The 22061-nt window shown below is 42.7% G+C and carries 18 protein-coding genes; 7 read left to right on the plus strand and 11 right to left on the minus strand.

Annotation, left to right across the window (positions count from 1 at the left end; all coding sequences use genetic code 11):
- Nucleotides 1-40: 40 nt before the first annotated feature.
- Both nifS and nifB read right to left on the minus strand, forming a co-directional pair.
- Entirely contained in the window at nucleotides 41-1237 is a 1197-nt protein-coding gene (gene nifS / locus ACM5QX_RS11985; RefSeq protein WP_414753700.1) for a cysteine desulfurase NifS, read from the minus strand.
- Between the two features lie 197 nt (nucleotides 1238-1434).
- On the minus strand, nucleotides 1435-2907 hold the full coding sequence (gene nifB / locus ACM5QX_RS11990; protein ID WP_414753702.1) for a nitrogenase cofactor biosynthesis protein NifB: 1473 nt from the start codon (nucleotides 2905-2907) through the stop codon (nucleotides 1435-1437).
- Between the two features lie 1236 nt (nucleotides 2908-4143).
- Between nifB and ACM5QX_RS11995 the strand changes: the two genes are divergently transcribed.
- On the plus strand, nucleotides 4144-4410 hold the full coding sequence (locus ACM5QX_RS11995) for a nitrogen fixation protein NifZ (protein WP_011320923.1): 267 nt from the start codon (nucleotides 4144-4146) through the stop codon (nucleotides 4408-4410).
- On the plus strand, nucleotides 4407-4610 hold the full coding sequence (gene nifT, locus ACM5QX_RS12000) for a putative nitrogen fixation protein NifT (protein WP_011320922.1): 204 nt from the start codon (nucleotides 4407-4409) through the stop codon (nucleotides 4608-4610). The genes ACM5QX_RS11995 and nifT overlap by 4 nt, the downstream gene beginning before the upstream one ends.
- A gap of 254 nt (nucleotides 4611-4864) precedes the next feature.
- Here nifT and ACM5QX_RS12005 read toward each other — a convergent pair whose 3' ends face one another.
- Nucleotides 4865-5608 carry a hypothetical protein gene (locus ACM5QX_RS12005; protein ID WP_414753703.1) on the minus strand — a complete coding sequence of 248 codons (744 nt, stop codon included), beginning with the start codon at nucleotides 5606-5608 and terminating at the stop codon, nucleotides 4865-4867.
- 366 nt (nucleotides 5609-5974) lie between these two features.
- Here ACM5QX_RS12005 and ACM5QX_RS12010 point away from each other — a divergent pair, with 366 nt between their 5' ends.
- From ACM5QX_RS12010 to ACM5QX_RS12020, 3 genes are all read left to right on the plus strand, one after another.
- Nucleotides 5975-7348: a sulfatase gene (locus tag ACM5QX_RS12010; protein WP_414753704.1), complete on the plus strand. Its 1374-nt coding sequence runs from the start codon at nucleotides 5975-5977 to the stop codon at nucleotides 7346-7348.
- 100 nt (nucleotides 7349-7448) lie between these two features.
- Nucleotides 7449-8462, plus strand: coding sequence for a formylglycine-generating enzyme family protein (locus ACM5QX_RS12015; protein ID WP_414753705.1), 1014 nt, complete (start codon nucleotides 7449-7451; stop codon nucleotides 8460-8462).
- A gap of 337 nt (nucleotides 8463-8799) precedes the next feature.
- On the plus strand, nucleotides 8800-9753 hold the full coding sequence (locus ACM5QX_RS12020) for a D-2-hydroxyacid dehydrogenase (protein WP_414753706.1): 954 nt from the start codon (nucleotides 8800-8802) through the stop codon (nucleotides 9751-9753).
- 47 nt (nucleotides 9754-9800) lie between these two features.
- Here the strand turns inward: ACM5QX_RS12020 and ACM5QX_RS12025 are convergent, their stop codons facing one another.
- The 8 genes from ACM5QX_RS12025 to ACM5QX_RS12060 form a co-directional block, all read right to left on the minus strand.
- On the minus strand, nucleotides 9801-10211 hold the full coding sequence (locus ACM5QX_RS12025; RefSeq protein WP_414753707.1) for a heavy metal-responsive transcriptional regulator: 411 nt from the start codon (nucleotides 10209-10211) through the stop codon (nucleotides 9801-9803).
- A gap of 91 nt (nucleotides 10212-10302) precedes the next feature.
- On the minus strand, nucleotides 10303-10704 hold the full coding sequence (locus tag ACM5QX_RS12030; RefSeq protein ID WP_414753708.1) for a hypothetical protein: 402 nt from the start codon (nucleotides 10702-10704) through the stop codon (nucleotides 10303-10305).
- A 14-nt stretch (nucleotides 10705-10718) separates the two neighbouring features.
- Entirely contained in the window at nucleotides 10719-12980 is a 2262-nt protein-coding gene (locus ACM5QX_RS12035; protein WP_414753709.1) for a heavy metal translocating P-type ATPase, read from the minus strand.
- Nucleotides 12981-13318: 338 nt separating this feature from the next.
- Nucleotides 13319-14173: a formyltetrahydrofolate deformylase gene (gene purU / locus ACM5QX_RS12040; RefSeq protein WP_414753710.1), complete on the minus strand. Its 855-nt coding sequence runs from the start codon at nucleotides 14171-14173 to the stop codon at nucleotides 13319-13321.
- 178 nt (nucleotides 14174-14351) lie between these two features.
- Nucleotides 14352-14966 (minus strand): DUF4340 domain-containing protein, encoded by a 615-nt coding sequence (locus tag ACM5QX_RS12045; protein ID WP_414753711.1) that lies wholly within the window; start codon nucleotides 14964-14966, stop codon nucleotides 14352-14354.
- A gap of 3 nt (nucleotides 14967-14969) precedes the next feature.
- Entirely contained in the window at nucleotides 14970-16859 is a 1890-nt protein-coding gene (locus ACM5QX_RS12050) for a GldG family protein (protein ID WP_414753724.1), read from the minus strand.
- Between the two features lie 93 nt (nucleotides 16860-16952).
- Nucleotides 16953-17765 (minus strand): ABC transporter permease, encoded by an 813-nt coding sequence (locus tag ACM5QX_RS12055; RefSeq protein WP_414753712.1) that lies wholly within the window; start codon nucleotides 17763-17765, stop codon nucleotides 16953-16955.
- On the minus strand, nucleotides 17766-18761 hold the full coding sequence (locus ACM5QX_RS12060; protein ID WP_414753713.1) for an ABC transporter ATP-binding protein: 996 nt from the start codon (nucleotides 18759-18761) through the stop codon (nucleotides 17766-17768). It abuts the gene before it with no gap.
- Between the two features lie 398 nt (nucleotides 18762-19159).
- Here ACM5QX_RS12060 and ACM5QX_RS12065 point away from each other — a divergent pair, with 398 nt between their 5' ends.
- Both ACM5QX_RS12065 and ACM5QX_RS12070 read left to right on the plus strand, forming a co-directional pair.
- A complete protein-coding gene (locus tag ACM5QX_RS12065) occupies nucleotides 19160-19729 on the plus strand; it encodes a Uma2 family endonuclease (RefSeq protein ID WP_414753714.1) in 570 nt (189 codons plus the stop codon).
- A gap of 198 nt (nucleotides 19730-19927) precedes the next feature.
- A complete protein-coding gene (locus tag ACM5QX_RS12070; protein ID WP_414753725.1) occupies nucleotides 19928-22012 on the plus strand; it encodes a DUF1565 domain-containing protein in 2085 nt (694 codons plus the stop codon).
- Nucleotides 22013-22061: the final 49 nt, after the last annotated feature.

Here is a 22061-nt window from a genome sequence, read left to right on the forward strand (position 1 = left end):
TCCCTCTGCGCCCTCCGCTCCCTCTACTCCCTCTGCCCCCTCAATGCGCCAACACTTCCTCCCTTCCTTGCAACCAATCAGCTTGGTCATTACTAAAGGGAGAGATAGCCCGCAGACGTTCGACAATTGGGGGCATGAGTTGGAGGACTTTATCTATCTCTGCTTCAGTGGTGTAACGTGAAAGGCTGAAGCGAATGGAACCGTGGAGAATGGTATAGGGTAAGCCCATAGCCCGTAAAACGTGGGAGGATTCTAAAGAACCAGAAGTACAGGCAGAACCAGAAGATGCACAGATGCCGTATTTATTGAGGGAGAGGAGAATCGCTTCGCCTTCGATGTATTTGAAACCGATGTTGCTGGTGTTGGACAATCTGGAAGTAGGATGACCGTTGACTTCAGTATTGGGAATTGCCGATAACAAACCTTGTTCCAGGCGATCGCGTAATGCCTTTTCCCGCTTCACATCTTTTAAATGTATCTGGGCTAATTCCGCCGCTTTACCCAAGGCAATCATCCCTGGAACATTCTCTGTACCTGCTCTGCGTCCCCGCTCTTGGTGTCCACCAACTAACAGAGGACGAAATCTCACACCGCGTCTGACATACAGCGCACCGATACCTTTGGGTGCATGGAGTTTGTGACCGGAGAGGGTAAGCATATCAATGCTGCTAGTTTTGAGGTTGAGAGGAACTTTCCCCACCGCTTGCACTGCATCGACATGGAAGATAGCGCCTGCATCTTTCGCCCGTAACCCAATCTGTTCGATGGGGAACACTACACCAGTTTCATTATTAGCGTACATGGTGGAAACTAAAGCCGTATCCCCGGTCAAGGCTGCTTCTAGTTCCAGCAAATCAATTTGTCCCTGACTATCTACAGATAAATAGGTAACTGTATAATCTTGCTTTTCCAGTTGTTTGCAGACATTAATTATGGCTGCGTGTTCTACCTGAGTAGTAATAATATGACGCTTTTGGGGTTGTGCTGCTAAAGCTGCCTTGATAGCTGCATTGTTGCCCTCAGTACCGCAACTGGTAAAGATAATTTCTGATTCTTCTGCTCCCAACAAAGAAGCAACTTGCCCCCTAGCTTGTTGTACAGCTTTACCTACTTGTCCGCCAAAGGTGTGCATTGATGAAGGATTGCCGTAAAACTCGGTGAGGTAAGGCAGCATTGCCGCTAGAATTTCTGCATCTACCTTAGTTGTGGCATTGTTATCTAAATAAATCACACTCATGCTTCGATTTATATTGTGTTCACTGAAAGACTTTTCATTAAGACCGCAGAGGGGGCAGAGGAAGCAGGGGAGCAGAGGAGAGGGTTTTAATGATTATTTTCTAGTCCCTAGCCCCTAGCCTCTAGTAGTCTGCCAAGAGAACTTTGCAAGGTTAATAGCAGCACAAAAAATCTCTTTCTCCCCCTGCTTGCCCTAGCCTAGCAATTTTGGGTTGGTGAACTACTAGTCTCTAGAATCCATTGCTCGTAAAATTCCAAAGCCACCTTTTCAATCACGTCGTAAGCCTCAACGGTTTGTAAACCGGCTTTGAGTAATTGTTCTTGAGGACAGTTACCAATTTTCGAGACTAAAACTGCTTTGCAATCAGAGATAGCATGAATAATGTTGTCGAGAGTGGCTTCCTCTCCGTATCCACTTTGGCAATAATGGTCAATCTTGCGATGGCTGACAAATTTAGCATTTCTACCATCTACTTCGTAAATCATGAACTCTTTAGCATGACCAAAGTGTTGGTTAACTAAGCCACCGCCTTTAGTAGCGACTGCAACTAGAATTTTAGGACTATTGTTTAAAGATGTTGTCTGTAATGTCTCTACTACTTTTTCTTTGACGACTTGGATTTCTTTTTGGGATTTTTCAATACCTGCGTGAACTGCTTGGCGTTGCTCCAAGTTGTATTCTGGAGCCATTTCCATGAATTTTTCTTTAGTAAATTCTTGGCTGCGGTCTTCACCTAATAACCCTACCGCATCGGCGCGGCACTGGCGACAGTGGCGCATCATTTTCATATTGCCAGCACAGTTATCTTGTATTTGCTTCAGTTCTTTAGCTGTGGGGCCGCGTTGACCAGTCAAACCGAAGTGAGTACCATGTTCTGGGGCGGAAATTAAGGGCATGATGTTGTGCAGGAATGCACCTTTGGAACGGATTACTTGATTAACTTCTACTAAGTGTTCGTCATTTATCCCCGGAATCATGACCGAGTTAACTTTGCAGAGAATGTCTGCTTCTTGGAGGGCTTGCAATCCTTCCATCTGCTTTTCGTGCAGAATCTGAGCAGCTTCTATGCCTTTATAGCGTTTGCGTCTATAGTGAACCCAAGGATAAATCTTTGTGCCGATTTCTGGGTCTACCATATTAATAGTAATGGTGACGTGATCAATGTTGAGTTGTTTAATGCGATCGACGTAATCGGGAAGCATTAATCCGTTGGTTGACAGGCAAAGTTTGATATCTGGTGCTTTCTCGGCAATTAACTCAAAGGTGCGGAAAGTCTTTTCAGGGTTCGCTAGGGGGTCTCCAGGCCCGGCAATTCCCAATACAGTCATTTGGGGAATTTTGCCAGCAATCACCAGGACTTTGTGCGCTGCTTCTTCTGGTGTGAGTAATTCACTAACTACACCAGGACGGCTTTCATTTGCACAGTCATACTTGCGATTACAATAGTTGCATTGGATGTTGCAAGCTGGTGCTACAGCAACGTGCATCCGTGCATAGTGGTGGTGTGCTTCTTCGCTATAACAAGGATGTTTCTCAATCCGCGCCTTGATTTTCTCATCTAAACCAGTTGTCGTATCTGTTTTGCTGCTACAACCACAACTATTAGATTTGGGTTGAGTTTTTGTTTGTGGAGTGGCAGATGTTAGAAGTCCTGTAGGTGGTGGTGTCATTGAATTTCGCTACTATTAGGGTAAGATGCTGAAACTTCAATCTCAGCCAGGAATTAAAGTCGCGTCTCTGAGAACCTGCCTACGTTACCGATGTTGGATTGTGGATTGGTGATTCCATCGAGAATCACAAATCTAAAATCCAAAATGGTTTGACTTTCGGCTAGTTTATCCACGTTGGGGATTTGGGGAAAATTTAGGCTTAAAACCGCAACTTCTATTCACCGTTAACTTTCGAGTTTGTTTAGCGCTTTGGGTGTTTAGCTATACGATGTTTTTATTTATAGCAGCCAATTGAAAACAAAAATTTGTGAGTGTTTTTTAGAATTTATTAAAATAATTAATTTTGTACTCAAGAAATGAAACCCAGAATCCACAAGGTTTCAGGAAATTTGAAAAAATTTTTTTAGGTATGGGTGCTAGTATTTTTCTGCCAGGGTACGAGTATTTATGATGAAGGGGTGTCAGTATTTATGTACTCACCTGTGACCCAATACTAGCAATAGTTCGGGTGTATTTTGACCTATTTTTTTGTTTTTTCTATATGTACTCAGATAGCTGGCGATCGCCTGCCCAAAGCATTATTCATTTGTTTTTGCTTCGAGATAAATAGCTGCAATAGTGAACTAATAGCTACTCCAGGGTTCTAGCAAAATGCGATTCTGTATCCAAAATAACACTTTCTTGATTTAAAAAAGTAATTTTAAAATAACTTTATATAAAATTGTGTCTTCATATACAGATTGACTATTGCAACTTCTGTGATGTGTTTACTTGCTCTATTGCAAAGATAACATACAGGCGGCAAAAATATTTGCTAGAGAACTTTTAATATTTATATTTTTACTCATTAATGTATATGTAGCTACAGAATTTTATTATTTCTTAGCAAAATGGTAATAGATTAAGAGTCTTGTAGCTTGATATACAGAAAATTCTTTTCACCGCAGTTATCTGCATTAACCAATGAGTACAAATTAGGATAGGAACTTCCACCAACCCTTGGTGCTACTTGATTCCACAGTAAATAATAACTCACTGCTGATAGGAAAAAATTCTCGTACCCTACCCTGAAAAAAACTTTTTTTAGCTGGGGACATCCGATGGTACGGGGATTGATATTAATTGAGTACAAATTAATATATGCACTGGAATGATCAGAGCTATCTGATATAAGTAGTCGTCATTAACTTTACAAATAAATCAATATCCAGCAAAGATTTAAAGTCTTTCAGCATTATGCAATCAGATGAATTAGAACTAGACTTACCACCAGCGTTTGAAATTGGCGCAAAAGTCAGAACTCGCAAGCTAATCCGTAACGATGGCACTTATCCTGGGCAAGAAATTGGGGCAACATTAGCAAAAAAAGGAGAGGTTGGCTATGTTGTCAGTATTGGTACATTTCTGCAAAATTCCTATATCTATGCAGTGCATTTTATCGAAAAGGGTTTTATTGTCGGTTGTCGCAAAAAAGAACTAGAAATTTTTGAGGAAATTAAATGAAAATCATGCTGCGCCAGAATTCTGCGGGAAATCTAATGGTTTATATTGCCAAAAAAGACCTAGAAGAAGAAGTAGTCAAGCAAACAGAGGGATCTGATGGTAAAGTCCTCACTTTAGCCAACGGTTGGGAATTAGCGATTCCTAATTTACAAGAACCTGTTCGATTACCGCAAACTGTAGAGGCTAAAAGGCTACTTTAGCAGTGCAGCTAACTTTTAGGTTCAAATTCATACCCTCAAGCATAGCAGAAAAATAAAGCGATCGCTCAAGGCAAACGCACCTTAAACTAGCACTTTAATAGTATTACGGAATTAATTAATGAGGGTTTTAATATTGAACTGGTACTAGCGGATAGTTTTGTAGTTTATTGATATTAACTATTCTGTGCTGTGTACCTATTCTCAAACAATTGAGATGCAGAGAAAGAAGTTATACCGCCTACTAGAATAAGACTTTAAGACAGGCGTTTACCAGGTATTACACCCAATTTTTGTTTGACTCTAGTTTTGAGAATGAACCCAGTACCAAAAACAACAACCATCAATGCTGGTACAGAATTGGGTTCGGGAACTGTGGTCAAACGGAAACTATCAAATGTCCAAGCTCCACCGTCTGGATTTGTCCCATCATCAACTTGTAAACGGATACCTAAAGAGGAATATCCGTTATTAATAGCACTATTGAAAATTGAGGTGATATCAAAACTCAAAGTGTTTCCAGTTGCTAGATTGGCTGTACTAAAAGATTCTATAGCGGCAATGGATGGAGCTTGATAATCATATAGATTTTCCTCGTTGTTGCCAAGGTAGCTAATAACCTTGATATTTCCCGTAAAAGGGAAGTCATTTTGAGCAGGAAACAGTCCACCTGACTGAAAAACATTAAAACTTACCGTCGCTAATGATGTAGTAGACAAGCCTGCAAGATTGTATTCAGAAAGACCGCGAATATCTTCGTTGTAATAGCTACCAACTTCATTCTTACCAGGAGGGTTACTAAATGGATTGCTGGTGCTGGAGCTAAAGTAAATACCATATCCGTTGGGATCAGGCCCACTAGAGACAGAAAACGCTAACCCTTGCACTGTTGCAGCTTTGACTGGAGAGGGTGAGGCGACGGAAAGAGTAGCAATTGCCGCTAATCCTATTGAGCCAATAGCGATCGCAGATCCTTTTTTGATTTGAGTTAGAGCTTTCATACGCTGAACTTTGCTAGGTAAATGCTTGAGTTAATATTCCATCCTTGGTAAAAATTACCATCTATAGTACAGCTTGTCTACCGATAAACCGTAAAAATAATTCTTCCTATATTTAGTGATGTCCTTAACACAAATTTAAGGAATAAATTTGGACAATCTAAGTGCTTGACTTTGTTTTACTAGCCGTGTGATACTCCTAGCTGTAAGATTAACCCGGTATCTCAATCAAATTACCGTAGATATTTACTAAATAAACTTTATACCTCCCAAGCTTGTGAACAAGTTAATTGGGAACAGCTTGTCATGTGTATTCTTTTATACCTTATCTGCTCCATATAGTTTCCATACCGAAAGGGAGATTAATCAATGACACAGTACATACATGGCGGTGTGAATCGTCGTAAGTTCTTAGGTATGACTGCTGCTGGTACTCTTATGGCCACAGCTAGTGCCAATTTATTCTCAAGAGCGACAGCCCAATCTAGCCGCCCAAATGTGGTGTTTATTTTAGTTGATGACATGGGTTGGGGCGACCTGAGCATCTATGGACGCACAGATTACGAGACTCCTAATCTAGACAGACTGGCACGGCAGGGAGTACGTTTCACTAATGCTTACGCGAATCAAACCGTTTGCACTCCTACACGGATAGCTTTCTTAACGGGACGATATCAAGCGCGATTACCCGTCGGCTTACGAGAACCTCTAGGCGCTCGTTCGCAACCAGCTAGTAATAATATAGGAATACCAGCCAATCAACCCACCATTGCCTCACTACTGAAAGCAAATGGTTATGAAACTGCGTTGGTTGGTAAGTGGCACGCTGGTTATCCCCCTAACTTTGGGCCTCTCCAAAAGGGCTTTGACGAGTATTTTGGACACTTAAGCGGTGGGATTGAATATTTCACGCATACAGGTACAGATCGGATACTGGATCTCTATGAAAATGATGTACCTGTACAGCGTTCTGGGTATGTTACAGATTTGTTCACAGACAGAGCAGTTGAATTCATCCAACGTCCACACTCTCGCCCATTTTATCTAAGTTTGCACTACAATGCGCCCCATTGGCCTTGGCAGGGGCCAAATGATCAAGCATCAACTGCTTTTTATCTGACTAATGGTTATACAGTAGGTGGTTCACAAGCAACCTATGCTGCAATGGTCAAGAGTTTGGATGACGGAGTTGGCAGGGTATTGGACGCACTGGAAGCAAGCGGACAAGCTGATAATACCTTGGTAATTTTTACCAGTGATAATGGTGGCGAAAGATTCTCTAACTTTGGGCCATTCCGGGGGCAAAAGGCTAGTTTATATGAAGGTGGTATACGAGTACCTGCCATCATTCGCTATCCAGGTGTGACTCAAGCTAATCAAGTGAGCAATCAAGTGATAATCACTTTTGATTTAACTGCAACTATTCTTGCTGCCACTGGCACAAGTTTCCACCCCAACTATCCACCAGATGGTCAAAATTTACTTCCCTTACTACGTGGCGATCGCAGAGAGTTTTCCCGCACCTTGTTTTGGCGTTATGGGGCGGCGTTAACAACAAGGCAAAGAGCTGTGCGAAGCGGCGACTGGAAGTATTGGAGACGAGGAAACCAAGAAGCTTTGTTTAACTTAGCAACTGATCCAGGCGAAACAACAGACCTCAAGGATAGTAATGCACAGGTATTTACACGACTACGCAACCAATTCCAACATTGGGAATTGCAAATGTTGCCTTATGGATCTTAACTTTTAAGAAATGGGAGTGTAGGGAAAAATCAGTTCTTCTTTTATTTATACCCTCTACTCCCTCTTTCCAGTTTGGGTTAATTACGTTAGTTGACAGTTCATGAAACAGCACAGACAAAGTGAGGTAGCGATCACCTACGGTGGGCGGAACGCCATCGCCACGCCAAAGCCCAAATCTCCAGGCAGACCACCAGGCAAAGATATGGTTTGGATACCGGGTGGTACATTTACAATGGGGTCAGATGATCATTACCCAGAAGAAGCACCCACTCGGCGCGTTACTGTCACTGGATTCTGGATGGATAAATATGCTGTGACAAATAAACAGTTTCAGCGATTCGTTAAGGAAACTAAATATGTTACCGTTGCTGAACGCTCACCAAATCCAGAGGATTATCCGGGAGCTTTACCAGAATTACTAGTACCTGCCTCGTTAGTTTTTGAGCAACCACCTTATCGAGTTGATTTAAACTCCTGTAATTGGTGGAATTATGTTCCCGGCGCAAACTGGAGACATCCTGAAGGGTCTGGTAGTTCAATTAAAGGACGGGAAAACTATCCTGTTGTGCATATTGCTTACGAGGATGCTGAGGCATATGCAAAATGGGCAGGGAAAGCATTACCAACGGAAGCACAATGGGAATTTGCAGCCCGTGGTGGTTTAGAAAGTGCTGTTTATGTCTGGGGTAATGAGTTTCCTCACAACAAGTTATTAGCTAACATCTGGCAAGGGGAGTTTCCTTGGCAAAACCTCAAATCTCACCCACCCCGACCTGAACCCGTCGGCTCTTACCCTTCTAATAACTATGGTTTGTATGATATGACGGGTAATGTTTGGGAATGGACAATGGATTGGTATCGTTCACAACCTCTCCCATCCAAACCAAAATCTTGTTGTATTCCCGTCAATCCCAGAGGTGGGACTTTGGAAGAAAGTTTTGATCCAAACTTTTCAGACATCCGTATTCCCAGAAAAGTCTTGAAAGGTGGATCTTTTCTTTGTGCAGAAAATTATTGCTTTCGCTATCGTCCAGCCGCCCGCCACGCAGAAACAATAGACACTTCAACCTGCCATATTGGATTCCGTTGTGTATCATCCCAAGAGAGCGAGTAACAGGGTTGACAGTTGGTTGGTATATACTTTTATTCTTAAAATTTGTATCTGCTTTACCTGTAGTCTGCGTTAATTTTTGCTTTTTAAATTAACTAGTTGGCTCAAAAATCTCTGTATTTCGTAAATGAGAATGGTGATCCAGCACTTGGGGAGAGGAAGCACTGTGTTTAATTATTTTATAATACGGTAAATCTATCGAGATGCTGTACAATACTTGTAGTTATGAGTGGTTCCTTCGATTGTTTGCACTTGATGGCAACACCAAGGAAGTACACGAGCGCGAACACCGCCCAGGTAAAACTCTGGAGAATTGACAATTGACGTAAAGGATTAACCCGTGGTCAAACTAATTTTACCTGTAGAGCTTGCTAATGAGATTTCCCCACGGCTACCATCAGATACAAAATTTGTGCAGGTAGATAGTGATGGTAATTTTGATGGTGATGCTAGTGATGCAGAAATTTACCTCAACGGCTTTAAATTGAAACCAACGACTTTACATAAAGTTTTAGAGGCTGCTCCTGGAATACGTTGGCAACAGACACCTAGTGCTGGTGTGAATCACATTCTCACACCCATTTTTCTGGAACATGATATTATCCTCACCAATGGCGCGGGGGTTCATGCAATTCCCATTTCCGAATTTGTCTTAAGTTTGATTCTTTATCACGCCAAACAGTTACGACAACTGCAAGCTGCTCACGATCAACGCACTTGGCGAAAAAGCTGGTTGGTACTACCAGAGTTAGCAAAATCAACAGTATTAATTCTCGGTACTGGGAATATAGGTCAAGCGATCGCATCTCGTCTTAAAGCATTTGGGGCGATAGTTTGGGGTGGTCGTCGTCGCCCTGAACCTCTAGCTAATTTTGATAAAATCTTTGTTGGCAATGAATGGCACGCATTGTTACCAGAAGTTGACTATCTAGTTGTAGCCACACCTCTGACACCAGAAACTAAAGCCTTAATTGATGAAGAAGTACTGCGATCGCTACCTAGTCATGCTTATTTAATTAACGTCGGTCGTGGTGCAGTTGTAGACGAATCAGCCTTAACTAAAGCCCTCACCGAAGGTTGGATTGGAGGTGCAGGATTAGACACAGTTTCTATTGAACCTTTACCACCCGAAAGTCATTTATGGTCTTTACCCAACCTCTTTATTACACCCCATACATCCGCAATTTCCCCAATATTAAAAGAACGCATCGCTACCTTATTTCTCGATAATCTAGAGCGTTACCGTACTGGTCAGTCTTTACGCAATATAGTCGATAAGCAAGCAGGATACTAAATGAGTTTACGCGTTAACTGTCAAGGTACAAGTGCAACATTATCTAATTAATTTTCAATAATTGGGCAAATAGTTGTAGGAGAATTATCAGGCTTGATTTCCCAGCCAGAAAGTAATCCTGATAATTCTTGTCTCAAAATTAGTAATTGCTGAATTTGTTCATCAATAGCTTTTACTTTATCTTCTAGTTTAATTTTGATATGCTCACAAGGTAATTGTCCTCTATCGTGGACGTTTAAAAATTCCTTGATTTCTGACAAGCTTAATCCTAAACTTTGAGCGCGTTTAATAAAGTGTAGTCTTGCCAAAACATCAGAGTTAAATAATCTAAATCCTCCCTCGGTTCTGCCTGATGATGTGAGTAGACCAAGTTCTTCATAGTAGCGGATAGTTTTAATTGGTACGCCGCTTTCTTTGGCAACTACGCCAATTTGTTTTGCTTCTGTTTGGGCTAACATACTTACCAAACCTTCGGTCAGATATGATTGCTGATCTTATACTAAACTCTCCAGCTAACTAGAGAGTCAACAACTTGGATCATATCCCCAGTCAATGCTGAATATTCTCATCTGTGGCAACTGCTGTTTGTGATTTGGGTTTACTCAGCAAGAACCACCAGAGTTCTAAGCCAATTAGCCCTAATCCGCCGAGGGTAATGGCTAACTTGTTTCCTAATGGCTGGTTAATGGGTGGAAATGGATTAGTTCGGGCTGAGTGTGGCTTATGTGATGTTTGTACTGCTGCTTGAGCAGATGGGACTTCCAGATAAAAAAATATCCAAAATGTAGTGTGCGTCAGTATGAATAATTTCTGAGTATAGTTAGATTCTATGGCACTGACGCACCCTACTAAACCATGAATTTCGGATAATTTATTTTTTGTTGTTCCCGATGCAATTGTGAATATAATTCCTAAACTGGCTATACTACCGATGAGTGCTGTTTTGTTCATCGTTGAAAAACCTCTTATGCAGGTGTTTTAGGTTGAAATTTACGTAAACGCAGAGCATTTGTGACGACGGAAACTGAGCTAAAAGCCATTGCTGCACCGGCGATGATGGGATTAAGTAACCAACCGAAGATAGGGAAGAGAATCCCGGCGGCGATGGGGATACCAGCAACGTTGTAAATGAAGGCAAAAAATAGGTTTTGGCGGATGTTGTAAATTGTGGCGCGGCTGAGTTGAATGGCTGTAACTATGGCTTGCAAATCGCCAGAAATCAGGGTAATATCACTGGCAGCGATCGCCACATCTGTACCTGTACCAATGGCAATTCCCACATCGGCTTGAGCTAAAGCTGGTGCATCATTAATCCCATCACCAACCATTGCGACAATTTTGCCTTCTGCTTGTATTGCTTGGACTTTAGCGGCTTTTTGGTCGGGACGGACTTCTGCTAACACTCTTTTAATCCCCACCTCACGGGCGATACTTGCGGCGGTGCGGCGATTGTCGCCTGTGAGCATAACAACTTCTAAACCAAGTTTTTGCAATGCTCTTACGGCTTGGGCGGAAGTGGGTTTAATGGCATCAGCAATCCCCATTAATCCGGCAATTTCCCCGTCAACTGCCAACCACACGGCTGTTTTACCCAGATATTCTAAGCGTTCTTTGTCTGGCTGCAAAGCTTGAGTGTTAATACTTAATTCTTCCATCCAGCGTTGTGTACCAATCTGCACAAGATGGTGTGCAACCATACCCTGCACACCACTACCTACCACGGCGGCAAAGTCTGTGACATCTGCTAAGGTGACTTCCTGAGATTGAGCATATCTCACAACTGCTTCTGCAAGGGGATGTTCAGAATTGCGTTCTAGGGATGCGGCTAATTGTATCAGCTTAATTTCGTTGCTGTTAACAGTACCGTTAACTGTGACAAAATCCGTAACTGTTGGTTTACCTTGGGTAATTGTGCCGGTTTTATCTAAGACAATTGTGTGAATTTGGTGCGCTAATTCTAGGCTTTCAGCGCCTTTAATTAAAATGCCGTTTTCTGCACCTTTACCAGTACCTACCATCACTGAGGTTGGGGTGGCTAGACCCAAAGCACAAGGACAAGCGATAATTAACACCCCAACAGTGGTCATTAATGCCAGGGTGATATTACCCATGAAGTTATACCAAATAATAAAAGTGAGAATAGCGATCGCAATTACCGCCGGTACAAACCACCCTGTAACTTGGTCTGCTAGTCTTTGAATCGGAGCTTTTGAGCCTTGGGCTTGCTGCACTAGTTGGACAATCTGCGCCAGTACAGTGTCTTTTCCCACTCTGGTGGCTCGAAACTGAAAACTGCCAGTTCTATTGATGGTTGCACCTATAACTTCATCCCCTGGTTGTTTTTTCACAGGTATACTTTCCCCAGTTACCATCCCTTCATCAACTGTGGATTTCCCGTCAATTACTTCCCCATCAACGGGAATCTTTTCCCCAGGACGAACCAGCACCACATCACCAATTTCTACTTCCTCAATTGGTACATCTACTTCTCGGCCGTTGCGAATCAACCGGGCTGTTTTTGCTTGTAAACCGATCAGCTTGCGGATAGCTTCTGAGGTTTGTCCTTTGGCGCGATTCTCAAACAGTCGCCCCAACAAAATCAAAGTAATGACAATTGCCGCAGTTTCATAATACACATCTGCTATCAATCCCTGAGCGATAAAAAAGCTAGGAAATAAAGTTGCATATAGGGAATAGAAATATGCTGCACTTGTACCTAAAACAATGAGAGTATCCATTGTGGCAGCATGGCGCTGGAAAGCTTTCCAGCTGTTGATGTAGAAAGAGTAACCACACCAAAACTGTACAGGAGTAGTCAGGATTAATTGCAGCCAAGGGTTATGCAGCCATGTAGGAATGCTAGGCAGGTGTAACCCTGTCATCATGGGTAGTGAGCCAATCACCAGCACCATACTTATGATGCCCCCTACTGTTACCTTTCGCTGCAAATCAAGGGATTCTTGCAGACGATATCTTTTTTCTTCATCATCGTCTCCCGCCATCAAGTTTTGTTCTTGGAGGGGAGATGCAGAATAACCTGCTGCTTTCACTGCGTTTTGGATGGCTTGTAAATCCGTTTTTTTGGGGTCATAATTAACTGTTGCTTGTTCTGTCCCAAAGTTGACGCTACATTCATTGACACCTGGGACAGAATTGATAGTATCTGCAATACTTTTAGCGCAGGAAGCGCAACTCATACCGCGTAGCTTGAGTGTCCTATTCTTCATATGCAGACTCCAATGATCAAGTCTTATTCAAGACTACTTTCATCTTGAATCCTCCAGTGAACTGGAGTGTCAAGAGGGTAGAGGAAAAGAATTGGCACTACGCAAAAAATCTGTTAGAGACCATTTATAAAGTAAATCTGAAGTAGGGTGTGTTACGGCTATGAAAGGATTTGGGTCAAAGAGACAATTAAATTTAGCCGTAACGCACCGCCGCGTGGATGGTGCGTTAGGCGCTAGGATATTTTTTCCGTGACCAATCATATTGGAAATCAGCGCCTAACACACCCTACAATAATTTTATCTTTACTTTATAAATAACCTCTTATGGCGATCGCCAGTTATTCAAAAACTACAGTACGATTTCCATAAACTAAAACCCGATTTTGCAGATGTAGGCGCACGGCTCTAGCTAATACGACTCGTTCTAAATCCTTACCTTTTCTAATTAAATCCTCAACTTCATCACGGTGGCTAACTCTAACTACATCTTGTTCAATAATTGGCCCAGCATCTAATTCTGGAGTAGCATAGTGGGCTGTGGCACCAATAACTTTTACACCGCGTTCAAAGGCTCTATGGTAGGGATTTGCGCCTACGAAGGCTGGTAAGAATGAGTGATGAATATTAATAATTTGCGGAAATTTCGTAATAAAATCTGCACTAACAATTTGCATATATTTTGCCAATACAACTAAATCAATTTTATATTTTTGTAGTAATTCTAATTGTTGGGCTTCCTGTTCAGCTTTGTTATCTTTATTAATAGGAATGTGGTAAAAATCGATGCCAAATTGCTCCGCAACTACTTTTAAATGGGGATGATTACTAATAATTAAGGGAATATCAACAGCGATTTCTTTGGCGCGTTGTCGCCAAATTAAATCATAAAGGCAATGGTCTTGGCGACTTACCCAAATGGCAATACGTGGGATTGTATCAGAAAAATGTAGCTCCCACTTAGCGCCTAGAGGTTGAGCGATCGCATTAAATGCTGCCCCAATAATCTCTCGCGGCAAATTGAACCCCTCTAACTGCCATTCAATGCGAGTGAGGAATAAACCAGCCGCAAAATCGGTATGTTGGTCAGCGTGGATAATATTTCCGCCATTGGCGTAGATAAAGTTAGCGATTTTAGCGACTAATCCCCGTTGGTCGGGACATGAAATTAGTAAGGTTGCAGTCGGGTTGGTCACGTCAGTTCGCTCCGCAGTTAAAATTCAAAATTAACAATACCCATGAATCAATTCAGGTATTGATAGATTCGCTGGGACTCTGAATTTTATCGTAAATTTAAGGGTTTAAAACCCCTCTTGGATATGTCATTGGGTGGAGACGCGATTCATCGCGTCTCTACAAGAATTTTGAATTGATTCATGGGCTATTGGTAGGAGTTGGCTGAGGTAGATTTGGTGGTGCAACTTTATCCAAGCTGACCGGTTGTCGCCACTCTGATAATTCTCTATTGACTGCATTTTCAAAATCTATAGAGACCACTAGCACATTGACATTACCATTTGCTTGAGTGATAGGGTCAGCTTGGGCGTAGACAAAACGACCGTTCAAATCAGGCTTACCCAGAATCAACTGATGGGTTTTTTGATTTTTCAGGTTAATGTTGATGGTGGCTTGGGGTTGGTCTAAACCAAATTCGGCTGTTTGGTTAGGTGGTGTTGATATAGTATTTGTACTCTTTCCTTTTACCAATAAATCCATCAAATAACTAACTATAGGCTCATTTGCAGGTTCTGATACAGGAGATTTCAGCAACCACTTGGGCTGATTAGACTGCTGGTTTCGTTGCAAATTCACCGTCAGTTTTTGAGTTTTTACAGTGAGAGACTGGACATCATCTTCTGTAAAAGAAAAGATTTGCCGTTGATTCTCCCTAGCCTCTTCTCGCTGAGTAGCACCGCGAATTTCCCAGAAATAGACAAAACCACTCAAACCCAGGGCTAACAATAACAGAATTAAAGTTTTTTTAGTCATTGGTCATCTACGCTTCCACCAGATAATGGCGGCTGTGACTAAGCCGAGTAAGGGCAAAACAAACAAAGATGATAGTGTTAAGACATTGGCTTGTAAGGTGGATAGGTTCATTCGTCTATTTCTTGGTTCTTTAGGACGAATCGAAAGGAGTTGCTGGTCTTGCTGACTTAGCCAGGTGACGGAATTAAGGAAGACATCCCCATTTAATTGTTGTTCAAATATGGCGTTGGTGATGAAATCTGAATTCCCTATCACTACTAGCCGTGATTCGGTAGCTGGTTTTTCAGGCTTCTGTTCGCTTGGGGTTGTTGTTGGGGATGGTGAAGGAATGGGACTGGCTTGACTTTGGTTTGTTGGGGATATGGTGGGAGTGGGGTTTGCTGGTGTTGTTGGGGATGGTGAAGGAATTGGACTGGCTTGAGTTTGATTTGTTGGGGATGCAGTGGGTGAAGGAGTGGGGCTTGCTGGTGTTGTTGGGGATATGGTGGGAGTGGGGTTTGCTGGTGTTGTTGGGGATGGTGAAGGAATGGGGCTGAGTTGAGTTTGGTTTGTTGGGGATGCGGTGGGAGTAGGGCTTGCTGGTGTTGTTGGGGATGCGTTGGGTGAAGGCGTGGGGCTAGATGGGGCTGGTAGTTTTCTGGTTAAAGCTACACCCAAGGTTAAAGGCCCTTTCAGGTCTTTTTCGGGGTTAAACTGCAAATTTTCGTTTTGTAGGTCGCTTTCTGCCCAACTGTCGGGATAGGCTTTGGTTTTTAACAATGGGGTAGACTCTACACCAGCTACTGGGGTAATTTCTAGAGGTCTGGCTAGGGGATAAAAGGAAATATTGTTACCAAACTCTTTTGTAATCGGGTGCTGTCCGTAATCTGTAACTATAGGTGCAGCCGGGCCCAGTTGTGCGCCAGTTCCAGAGACATCGACTGCTAAACGATCATCTAAGCGTACACCCCATTCTTGCAGTAAGCTGTTGATGTTGGGGTTGGTGCTGGGGTCAATCATGAGTAGGGCGTTACCACCACGATTGAGATAGTCTTGTAATGCTTTGACTTCCGCGTCAAATAATCCGCGTTTAGGGCCTGCTAGGACTACAACGTCAGCATCATCAGGCACTTTAGCATTTTCTACTAGATTCAAAGGTGAGGAATTATAGTTCTTATCGCTTAATGCTTGGACTGCTTGTGAGATAGTACCTTCACCCGCAGTAATTGGGTGTTCGCCATGACCTTGGAGGAAGTAGACTTTGGCAGTGCGATCGCTAATAATTTGTTGTAGGCGATTGGTTAACCTAATTTCTGACAGACGTTCATTCACACTCAAGGTTTGCACTAATTGCCGTCTATTGCCAGATTCCAAATAAACTTGACCATAATCACCATAATTTTTAACGCCAAATTTTTCTGCTAGTCCTGGTCTACTTTGGGGATTAATATACTCAAACTCAAAGTTAGTACTTTTGCGGCGATAATTTTCTAAAATTTGTTGGTCTTGGGGATTTTGAATGACATCAAACACCCAAACTTTTACTGGTTGTTGGAGATTTTGCACCAGTTGCTGTGACTGTGGTGATAGGGTAAATAACTGGGCTTCTGTTAAATCTGCCCGTACTTGATAGCGACTCCCTAAAAAGTTTATCAGTCCCAAAATCACCAAAACTGCCAGAGTTGCCACAATAGCGTTAGTACCAGCTTGGGTAGAACGTCTCTTCCACCAATGACTACGCTGACTTTGCCACCCTAACCACAACCCAATGATGACAATTCCAGAAATTAATAATACTAGGGTAATTGTTCCCCAGGTATCAGAAACTAATCCAGATGTTAAACCCGCAACAATCAAAAAAGGGCCTAACCAAAATAAATATTTCCCAAGTTGCTTTTGTTGAATAATTTTCATATTAGAAGTCAAAGGTCAAAGGTCAACAGTCAACAGTCAACAGTCAACAGTTACATATTTTTGGACACTGGACTATTGACTATGGACTATTGACTAATTACGCTGAAATCTCAGTGCATCAATTGATTGGGCTGTGAGGAAGATTCCCAAAAAGATGTAACTGGCAAATAATATTAAGGCGCTGGTGTCAAAAATGCCTTGAATGAAGGTGTTGTAATGTTTTAGTAGAGATAAATGCCCAATTATTTCTCCTACAGGGCCACCGATACCTTTAGCAATTACATCCACAAATAACAGCAATAAAACTAGGGCAAAGGTGAAAACCGCAGATAAGATAGTGCTGTCTGTTAGGGAAGAAATAAACATTCCTAAGGATAAAATGGCTGCTGCTAGTAAGATTAACCCCAAATGAGCGAGTAGGGGTATCGTCGCTGGCATTGGTGGACTTGAACTACTAAGAGCGATCGCCTCGAATAGTAGTAATGGTACAACTAGAGTAATAAAAAATGTCAGCACACCTAATAATTTACCAACGGCTACTGCCCAATTAGTGACTGGTGAGGTGGCTAAAAGTTCCAATGTACCGCGCTTGCGTTCTTCGGCGTACAATCCCATCGACAACACTGGCAAGATAAATAATAATAGCCAACCCAACCGATCTAAAAATGCCTGGATAAATTCCGCCGGTACATCAATTGGGGGGACTGGTACTCCTAGTTGTTGTCCTTGTACATCCAAAGAAGCGACGTATACTAAAATACCATTTGGCCCCAGCAAAATCATCACTAAAAATAACCCAGCGATGAACCAAAATACAGAGGCGATCGCATAAGCTAAAGGTGAGACAAAATAACTCTGTAACTCTCGGCGATAAATGGCAATAATATTACTCAAGACTATACCCATTTACGCTGCTTCTCCTTCTTTGGTTGCTGAATCCTTCAGGGATGTGAGATTCTTTTCTTCTGTGGTTAGTTGCAAGAAGACATCTTCTAGGGTAGCGCTGACACGGCGCATTTCATACAAACCAAATCCCGAACTGATTAAACTTGTGGCAATATCTTTACCGGCTTCGCTTCCCGGTTTTGATAATACTCGTAAGTATGCGCGGTTCTCTCTAGGCAGATGATGACCAGGAATAGATTCTACCAAACTCACCCCAGGCACTTTTTGTAATACCTGCTTGGCTAGGGCTACTTCCCCCTCAACTTCAATTTCATAACCTGAGCCACCTGTCAACTGAGTCATCAAATTTTCTGGTGTATTCGTAGCTACCACCTTACCGCGATTGATAATAGCCACACGGCTACAGGTCATACTCACCTCTGGCAAAATGTGAGTAGAGAGAATTACCGTGTGGGTTCCTGCGAGGCTTTTAATTAAATTCCGCACATCGATAATTTGTCTGGGGTCGAGTCCCACCGTTGGTTCATCGAGGATAATTGCTGGTGGGTCATGGACGATCGCCTGAGCAATACCCACCCTTTGACGATATCCTTTAGATAATTTGCGGATAATTACTTTACGCCTATCCTCCAGATTACAACGTTTGATCGCTGCATTTACCTTGAGAGAGCGATCGCCTGCGGACACCCCCTTAATCCGTGCCACAAAATGCAGAAATCCCTCCACCGTCATATCTGTATATAATGGCGGCGTTTCTGGTAAATAACCAATACGCTGACGTACCGCCAAAGAATTTTCATGGACATCAAAACCTGCAATTTTAGCTGTCCCACTACTTGCAGGTAAATAACCAGCCAAAATTCGCATCGTTGTCGTCTTCCCCGCCCCATTCGGCCCCAAAAACCCCACAATCTCCCCAGGTTCGACACTAAAAGTCACATCAGTAATTGCTGGGGTGGAACCATAGATTTTACTTAGATGTTCAACTTCAATCATCAGTTTTGCCGAGCAACTTCATCTAGGGTACTCAACAATATTGACATTTTCCCAACCCTATTGACCGGACTCCACTTACCAGGTTTCATAAAATACTGATTTATAAAGTATTAATACGTAAATATATTTGAATTTGCAAACCAGAGAAAATCCGGGTGTCCTCTGAGGGTATTATTTGCAGCACTTTTGACACCTAAACTCTCCATCTCCTCTCTTTGCTCCTCTGTCTTGAAAAGTTCTGTTCGTCGAAGACGTTGCCGTAGGCATCGCCGGAAGCCGGCGCTCCGACTTTTCGCTGCGTCTCTGCGTGAGACAAAAACAATACCTCACCCCCAGCGCAGAAAATCCAACCTTGAGTTTCCTACACATAATAGAAAAGAGACTAACAAAGTGAAACCATGTACTCACCCATCAACCTCTTTACCGCCGAAGAATACCTAGAACTAGAAAAATCAAGCGAAACCCGTCACGAATACCTGGGCGGACAAATCTTCGCCATGTCCGGCGGTAGTAAAGAACACAATCTTATATCAGGGAATATTTACTCAAGACTACGTTCCCATCTGCGGGGTACTTCCTGTAGCGTCTTCATGGCTGACATGAAAATCAGACTCAAACTAGCCAATGAACCCAAAAACCTATTCTACTATCCAGATGTCACCGTCACCTGCGACCCACAAGACCAAGACCGCTTTTACCTAAACTCTCCCTGCTTAATCATCGAAGTCCTATCACCAAGCACAGAACTCACAGACAGAAGAGAAAAACTTATCAATTACCGTACTCTAGAAAGCTTACAAGAATATATCTTAGTTTCCCAAGATGAAATCAAAATCGAAATTTATCGCAAAGATAACCAAGGCAATTGGACACTAGAAATATTAACCCAGGAACATGACTTAAAATTAAACTCAATAGGATTAACCCTCACAATGCCAGAAATTTACGAAGATGTCATCACTATATAAAGTCAACAAAAACACTTTAGAATCTCAGAAGATATAGAAAAGCAACTGCAAGAAGAACGTGAATCATGGGACAGCTATAAATAACAGTTTGCCAATCTTGTTCCAACCTATCCCCATTGTGATTTGCAGCGAAGCCCTGATATAAGTAGTGTTGCTTTATGATGGACGTAATTTCCACAAATTGCTGCTCAATCATTAATTGTGAACAATACGCCCATTACCACAGTCTATGTCAACCCAGCAACGGGGAATGACGCTAACACGGGTTCACGGCAAAGTCCGTTTAAAACCCTTACCCGCGCTTTAAAAGCCACTCCACCAACGATTATCCAACTGAGTGCTGGGACTTATAACACCGCAAATAAAGAAGTCTTTCCCTTGGTTATTCCTGAGGGGGTAACGGTGGTGGGGAATGAAGTCACCAAAGGTTCAGGAATTTTGATTTCTGGGGGGGGAGAGTATCAAAGCCCTAGTTTTAGCGTGCAGAATGTCACCTTAGTTTTACTCAGTCAAGCCAGTCTGCGGGGTGTGACTGTCACCAATCCCATAGCTAAGGGGAGTGGCGTATGGATTGAATCAACTGCACCTAATATTGCTAATAATACTTTTACTAATTGTGGTCGGGAAGGTGTATTTACTAGCGGTACAGCTAAACCAGCGATTTTAGATAATGTGTTTGTGCAGAATACGGCTAGTGGTTTATTTATGGCACGTAACAGCAAAGGGGAAGTATTGCGGAATGTGTTCCAAAAGAATCCTTTAGGTATCGCTATCAGTGACTTTGCTGCGCCTTTACTCGTTAATAACAAACTATCAGAAAATCGGACAGCGATCGCTCTTTCTCGTAATGCCCGTCCTGTACTACGTCATAATTTACTCATCAAAAATACCCAAGGCGGACTATTAATCAACGAAAACGCCCTCCCTGACTTGGGTAGCAGCCAAGATACAGCAGGTAATATTTTTAGTAATAATGGTGAGTTTGATATACAAAATGCTACAACTCAAAAATTAGTTTCTGTAGGCAATCAGTTAAATCCCACCCAAGTCAAGGGATTGGTGGAATTTCCCGCCGCCATCATCGATATTCCCATACAGTCGGCTAACACTCGTTTTCTGGACCTAGCTGGACATTGGGCAACCGCTTTTGTAGAAGCATTGGTAAACAAAGGCTTAATGAGTGGCTTTCCCGATGGCACATTTGCCCCCGATGCACCAATCACCCGCGCCCAATATGCGGCGGTGATTGCCAAAACCTTTCAACTCCCCGCCAACAATCAGCCGCCCAAATTCACCGATATCAAATCAGATTTCTGGGCAGCATCAGCCATCACCAAAGCCGCCCAAATGGGATTTATTAGCGGTTTTCCTGATGGAACCTTTCGCCCCATGCAGAACTTAAGCAAAGTGCAAGCAATCGTCTCCATTGTCAATGGTCTGAAATTAACTGGAGGTAGCCCCAATGTGTTAACTGTATACCGCGATCGCGCCCAAATTCCCAGTTATGCCACAAACCCCCTCGCCGTCGCCACCCAAAACAGCTTGGTTGTCAACTATCCCCAAACCGATAGACTAGAACCACTGCGAGATATCACCCGCGCCGAGATAGGGGCTTTAATTTATCAGGCATTAGTAGCTAATGGGCAAGAAAAAGCCATAGCTTCACCATATATAGTCAGCCCTGAAGTTGATACCCCCTCCTTCACCGACCTGACAGGACATTGGGCTGAACCATTCATTCGCGGTTTAGCCAGTATGGGGATCACCAGTGGTTTTGCTGATGGTAGCTATCAACCCAACAAACCCATGACCCGCGCCCAATATGCGGCGATGGTAGCAGTAGCCTTTAACCCACCAGCTAGAAGACCAGCCACAGATTTTGCTGACGTACCCAAGAATTTTTGGGCATACAAAGCCTTACAAATCGCCGCTAGTGGCGGCTTCGTCAGTGGTTTTAGCGATCGCACCTTCCGCCCCGACCAAAACGTCCAGAGGCTACAGGTCATCGTCTCTCTAGTTAACGGATTAGCTCTATCGACAGTTGATAGCAATAACTTACTCATCTACACTGACAATAATAATATTCCTGAATATGCTCGCAAAGCCGTGGTTACAGCAACACAACAGAAAATTACTGTCAATTATCCAGACCCAAAACAGCTAGCACCAACCAGAGAAGCCACCAGGGCAGAAGTAGCCGCAATGGTCTATCAAGCCTTAGTCGCCATACAGAGAGCGCCAAGTATTAATTCACCCTATATTATTTCGACAGTTAGCAGTTGAACAAGTAAAATAAAAAACACTGCTTTTTAGTCATAAAACTCTTGGTAAT

This window comes from Anabaena sp. CCY 9910 (assembly GCF_963920875.1).
In the GTDB taxonomy this organism is placed as follows: Bacteria; Cyanobacteriota; Cyanobacteriia; order Cyanobacteriales; family Nostocaceae; genus Trichormus; species Trichormus variabilis.

Coding starts and splice junctions, on each gene's coding strand:
- nifS (WP_414753700.1), bottom strand. CDS start 1,237: ATGAGTGTGATTTATTTAGATAACAATGCCACAACTAAGGTAGATGCA.
- nifB (WP_414753702.1), bottom strand. CDS start 2,907: ATGACACCACCACCTACAGGACTTCTAACATCTGCCACTCCACAAACA.
- ACM5QX_RS11995 (WP_011320923.1), top strand. CDS start 4,144: ATGCAATCAGATGAATTAGAACTAGACTTACCACCAGCGTTTGAAATT.
- nifT (WP_011320922.1), top strand. CDS start 4,407: ATGAAAATCATGCTGCGCCAGAATTCTGCGGGAAATCTAATGGTTTAT.
- ACM5QX_RS12005 (WP_414753703.1), bottom strand. CDS start 5,608: ATGAAAGCTCTAACTCAAATCAAAAAAGGATCTGCGATCGCTATTGGC.
- ACM5QX_RS12010 (WP_414753704.1), top strand. CDS start 5,975: ATGACACAGTACATACATGGCGGTGTGAATCGTCGTAAGTTCTTAGGT.
- ACM5QX_RS12015 (WP_414753705.1), top strand. CDS start 7,449: ATGAAACAGCACAGACAAAGTGAGGTAGCGATCACCTACGGTGGGCGG.
- ACM5QX_RS12025 (WP_414753707.1), bottom strand. CDS start 10,211: ATGTTAGCCCAAACAGAAGCAAAACAAATTGGCGTAGTTGCCAAAGAA.
- ACM5QX_RS12030 (WP_414753708.1), bottom strand. CDS start 10,704: ATGAACAAAACAGCACTCATCGGTAGTATAGCCAGTTTAGGAATTATA.
- ACM5QX_RS12035 (WP_414753709.1), bottom strand. CDS start 12,980: ATGAAGAATAGGACACTCAAGCTACGCGGTATGAGTTGCGCTTCCTGC.
- ACM5QX_RS12045 (WP_414753711.1), bottom strand. CDS start 14,966: ATGACTAAAAAAACTTTAATTCTGTTATTGTTAGCCCTGGGTTTGAGT.
- ACM5QX_RS12050 (WP_414753724.1), bottom strand. CDS start 16,859: ATGAAAATTATTCAACAAAAGCAACTTGGGAAATATTTATTTTGGTTA.
- ACM5QX_RS12055 (WP_414753712.1), bottom strand. CDS start 17,765: ATGGGTATAGTCTTGAGTAATATTATTGCCATTTATCGCCGAGAGTTA.
- ACM5QX_RS12060 (WP_414753713.1), bottom strand. CDS start 18,761: ATGATTGAAGTTGAACATCTAAGTAAAATCTATGGTTCCACCCCAGCA.
- ACM5QX_RS12065 (WP_414753714.1), top strand. CDS start 19,160: ATGTACTCACCCATCAACCTCTTTACCGCCGAAGAATACCTAGAACTA.